Below are 3,665 nucleotides of genomic sequence, written 5' to 3'. Positions count from 1 at the left end.
CTTGATCTGCCGACTGATCGCGGAGCAGACCAGCATATCGCCATAGTTGGGCTTCCATGACGACGTACGCATGTCGGGCCACACCGTGAGGTTGCCGTCCTGCGAATGATTGAAATGCACAAGCCCGAGCGACATCGTTACCCCGCGTGAAGTAAAAGGCTAGCAAGTAGACCGTAACTTTTTGGCCTGCAACCCGTCTTCGGCATCGGCGTCAGGCGACCGCGATTGCACCGTTTCGATCCTACGCAGATCTTATGCTGAACGGTACGAGCGGTTGTGCCGCGCTTATCCCCCTGCGCTCTGCCTGGCCCGATCTCACGCCCTCAACTGGGGATCGCCCGCGACAGACGCATCAGCCTTGTATACCAACTGTCGCCTGGCAGCGCCGCTTCGTCTCTAAGGCACGAACGCAATTCCTGGGCACGGGGGGGCACCGGGCAAGGTTGCTCCAAAGCTGTGCGTATCGCGGCATCGGGATCGGTGGCGAACTCCTGAGCCGAAAGCAGTATTTGCGGCGGAACCAATCCGGGAAAGCGCGGATCCTGGGGGTCGGGCACCACCATCACCACCGGGGTGCCCATGGCAATGCAGGGCAGCGCGCAATGCAGCCGGCTTGTTACCACCAGGCGCGCGCGAGCATAATCGTGCAGCAGCCGCGCCGCCAGAAGCAGCCGAAACAGCCCGTCGCGCCGTCCGATGGCAAACTCGTGCGTGCGCGGGCGTGGCACCTCCAGCGCAAGCCGGGCACAACTCGCCGTCAGCACCTCCGCCGAGACCACATCAAGATCAACGGCCCAAACTGCGTGGCGCGGCGCATCAGCATTTGCGGGAGATTTCAGCGTCAGGGTTAGGCAGCCGGTGACCTGGGCATCTATCCCATGGCGCTGCATCAGCCGCGCGGTGGCATCATCGCGGCACCCCACGGGACCATGGTGGCGGAACCAATCCTGCCCGGCGGGTGACAGCAGATTGCGCGCCGCCGCCGCCGTTACATGAACGCTGACAAGTGTTGGAACAATCGCCGTTGAAGGGGGCCACGTCTCTCCCTCCGCGCCGCGGTGCGCATACCAACCGTTCATCAGCACCCGCCGCGGTGCCGATCGCGACAGCCCGGCCAGCGCGTCGCGGTCAAGAAGGTCAAGCGGCAGCGCGGCATCGAGGTATTGCGAGGCCGCTAGTGACTGTATGTCGTCGCCTATGTTAGTAGTCGCGTAGGTTAAGAGCCCTGCCGCCCGCGACGATTGTGGCGCTGTCGCCAGCAGGTTCAACGTAGCCTCGTCCAGCGCCGCGCGACTGTCGGCATAGCGGGCCCAGACCTCGGCATTGGCGCGCTGCAAGGGGTCGGCCCCGGGATCGGCACGGAGCAAGGAAAGCGCCTCGGCAGGTCGGGCGTCTAGGTCGAGGCCGCGAATGCGCCGCCCGGGCTCGGGCGCAGCGCACATCTCTGCCACCACCGCAGGTGAGAAATCATCGACATGTAGCCGCGCCTCGGGCAGAAGGTCTTGCGGCCATGTCACCCCTTCGGCCAGCAAGGCGCGCAGCACAAGGGTCTGAGCCTCGGCCTGACGCTGCGGCGCGCGGCGAGCAAATTCCATCGCTGCAAATACCGTCTCGGCGTTCCGCCCAAGTCGCAGCGAGGCCTCCGCGAGCAATGCCAACAGCCAAGGCTGGGGCGTGTGTGCGAAAAGCTTGGGCAGCACATCTGCCAAGCTTTGCCAGTCACCCATCACCCGCAACGCCTTAGTTTCGGCTGCGATCACCGCGAAGCGATAGGACCCTGCCGCACGGCGCGCCCGAGCAAACGCCAGAACCGCGCGCCAGTCGCCACATTCTCTCAGGCTTTCCAGTGCCAGGCGCTCAACCCCAGCGGGTAGCGCGCTGCCTGACCAAGCGTCGTCGCGGCGTAGTAGGTGCAGACGCAAGCCAGTGCCCCCCTCGGGGCAAGGTGCCAAGTCTTCTACCGCGCCGCCCTGCATAGCCAGCGCAGCCAGCATCAGTTTCAACGCCTCGGGCGCAGCCTCGAACAGCGATCCACTGCTTGATCGCCAGTCGGCAGTCGGCCGAAAGGCAACGTCAAAGTCCAGCACCGCCCGATCTCCGGGTGCCAGACTATCTAGCGCGGGGGCCTGCCCGGCGGGCCCTGCACGAAGGATAACGGGTTCAGAAATGGGTGTCGGATCCAAGTTCGGCATTCTCTTTCATCCCCCAAAGTGGCCTATCATGCGAAATAAAGGTCGCCTTAACATGCCTCGAGATGAAGCGTTACGTCGCGCCTGCCAGCGCGAATCGCGGTGCACCCCGAGCGCGTCTGCTCCTGCATCGGGCGCAAGCCTTGCAGGGTGGCCAGGGGCATGAGAAAGGTAAAGAGCGCGTTGCAACAGCGCTGTAGGGGCTTGGTGCTTGGCATCTCCGAGAATGCTTTATCAGCCCACCGAAAAAATCATTTCTTGTGAAGAAGAAACTTCAGAGTGTGATTTCTCCAGATCTCACGCTCGATGACTTCCATTCCCAGCATGCGAACCAGACCTTCGAAGGCGCTCTCTGTGAAGAGAAACCAGTAGGGCAACCAAGTTGCTTTCCCGTCACGCAGGAATGGAAGATCGGCCTCTGCTTGACGATTAAGGGGTGGCGCGAAGCGGTCGACGTCGAGCTTGAGATTCCTATAGTAAACTCTGAAAATTTCTCTTTCGTGCCCGTTCAATCCAGGAAGGAAAGCTGCCGAACAGTTTGGAAAGGCTAATCGACCAACTTCATTTTCTATCAAATCGGGGATGATAACAGTATTTACGATTAAATATTTTTTGGTTGCGTTTGCAAGATTGATCATCGCCTGTACTGGCGTCGGACAATGATAAATCACGCCTGTACAATGTACAAAGTCGAACTTGCCCAACGCCGACATACTATTGGCATCGTTGACATCAATGTTCTGCATCTCCTCGATGCCAGTGATGCCAAGCTCAGATATCTTATTATGGTAGAAGTTCCAGAGAGAGCTGTCGTAATCTGCGATATCAGCAACGGCCACGCGCGATGCGCCATGTTTTTGAGCCCAAGTCATGCGCTCGTTTGTGGACCATTCCCCGATGCCGCCGATATCGACGAAGCTTAGGCCGGGCACATGCTTCTTTATCCAACGATCCACATTGTCCTGCGCACTCTCGCGGCCTAATGGCATATAACTCTCCTGATTCGTATAGGCCGAAATCTAGACCGGCACCTTGAGTAAGCTCATCTCAAAGGATTGCTAATCCCGCCCTCATACTTTGGCAAGATAGAAATTTATCTTCTGCAAAAGAGAGTGTCGAGATATTTCAGCCGTCTAAGACTTGAAACGACCTCCGCGCGTGTGGGTCAGGCCTATCACGTTCATGTAGGGGAGCGAGTTACAACCGGGCTAAGTATTTCCGCCAGCACGGCCTTCCGCTTAATTGCCCCACGGATTTCATCTGGTGACGGAAGACGGAAGCAGGGTTGCGGATAAGAAGCTTCCGGACTAGCGGTTGCGTTTTGTGTTACGCGAGGTAACGATGTCGCTCGGACTTGTTCATTTCAATCATTCGCACAACGGCAACCTGACCGTCTGGCCCGACATGCGGACGTCGACATGGAAACCCAATTATGGCGATATGCTGGTCTGTTCCGCGATCAGTCGGCAGATCGAA

At 59.2% G+C, this 3,665-nt stretch carries 2 protein-coding genes; both read right to left on the bottom strand.

All coding sequences use genetic code 11. The features are described from left to right. Positions 1 to 323: 323 nt before the first annotated feature. Positions 324 to 2,087, bottom strand: a complete 1,764-nt coding sequence (locus tag ACTIEZ_RS15390; protein WP_439547569.1) for a polysaccharide pyruvyl transferase family protein — start codon at positions 2,085 to 2,087, stop codon at positions 324 to 326. A 353-nt stretch (positions 2,088 to 2,440) separates the two neighbouring features. Then, a complete protein-coding gene (locus ACTIEZ_RS15385) occupies positions 2,441 to 3,178 on the bottom strand; it encodes a hypothetical protein (protein ID WP_439547568.1) in 738 nt (245 codons plus the stop codon). Positions 3,179 to 3,665: the final 487 nt, after the last annotated feature.

The organism is Sandarakinorhabdus sp., assembly GCF_051860625.1.
Taxonomy (GTDB): domain Bacteria; phylum Pseudomonadota; class Alphaproteobacteria; order Sphingomonadales; family Sphingomonadaceae; genus Sandarakinorhabdus.
The sequence above is the reverse complement of the archived record's forward strand: the minus strand, read 5'-3'. Positions and strand labels throughout refer to the sequence as shown.

Bases quoted from the DNA above. Each gene is read 5' to 3' on its own strand.
- ACTIEZ_RS15385 (WP_439547568.1), bottom strand. From the start codon at position 3,178: ATGCCATTAGGCCGCGAGAGTGCGCAGGACAATGTGGATCGTTGGATA.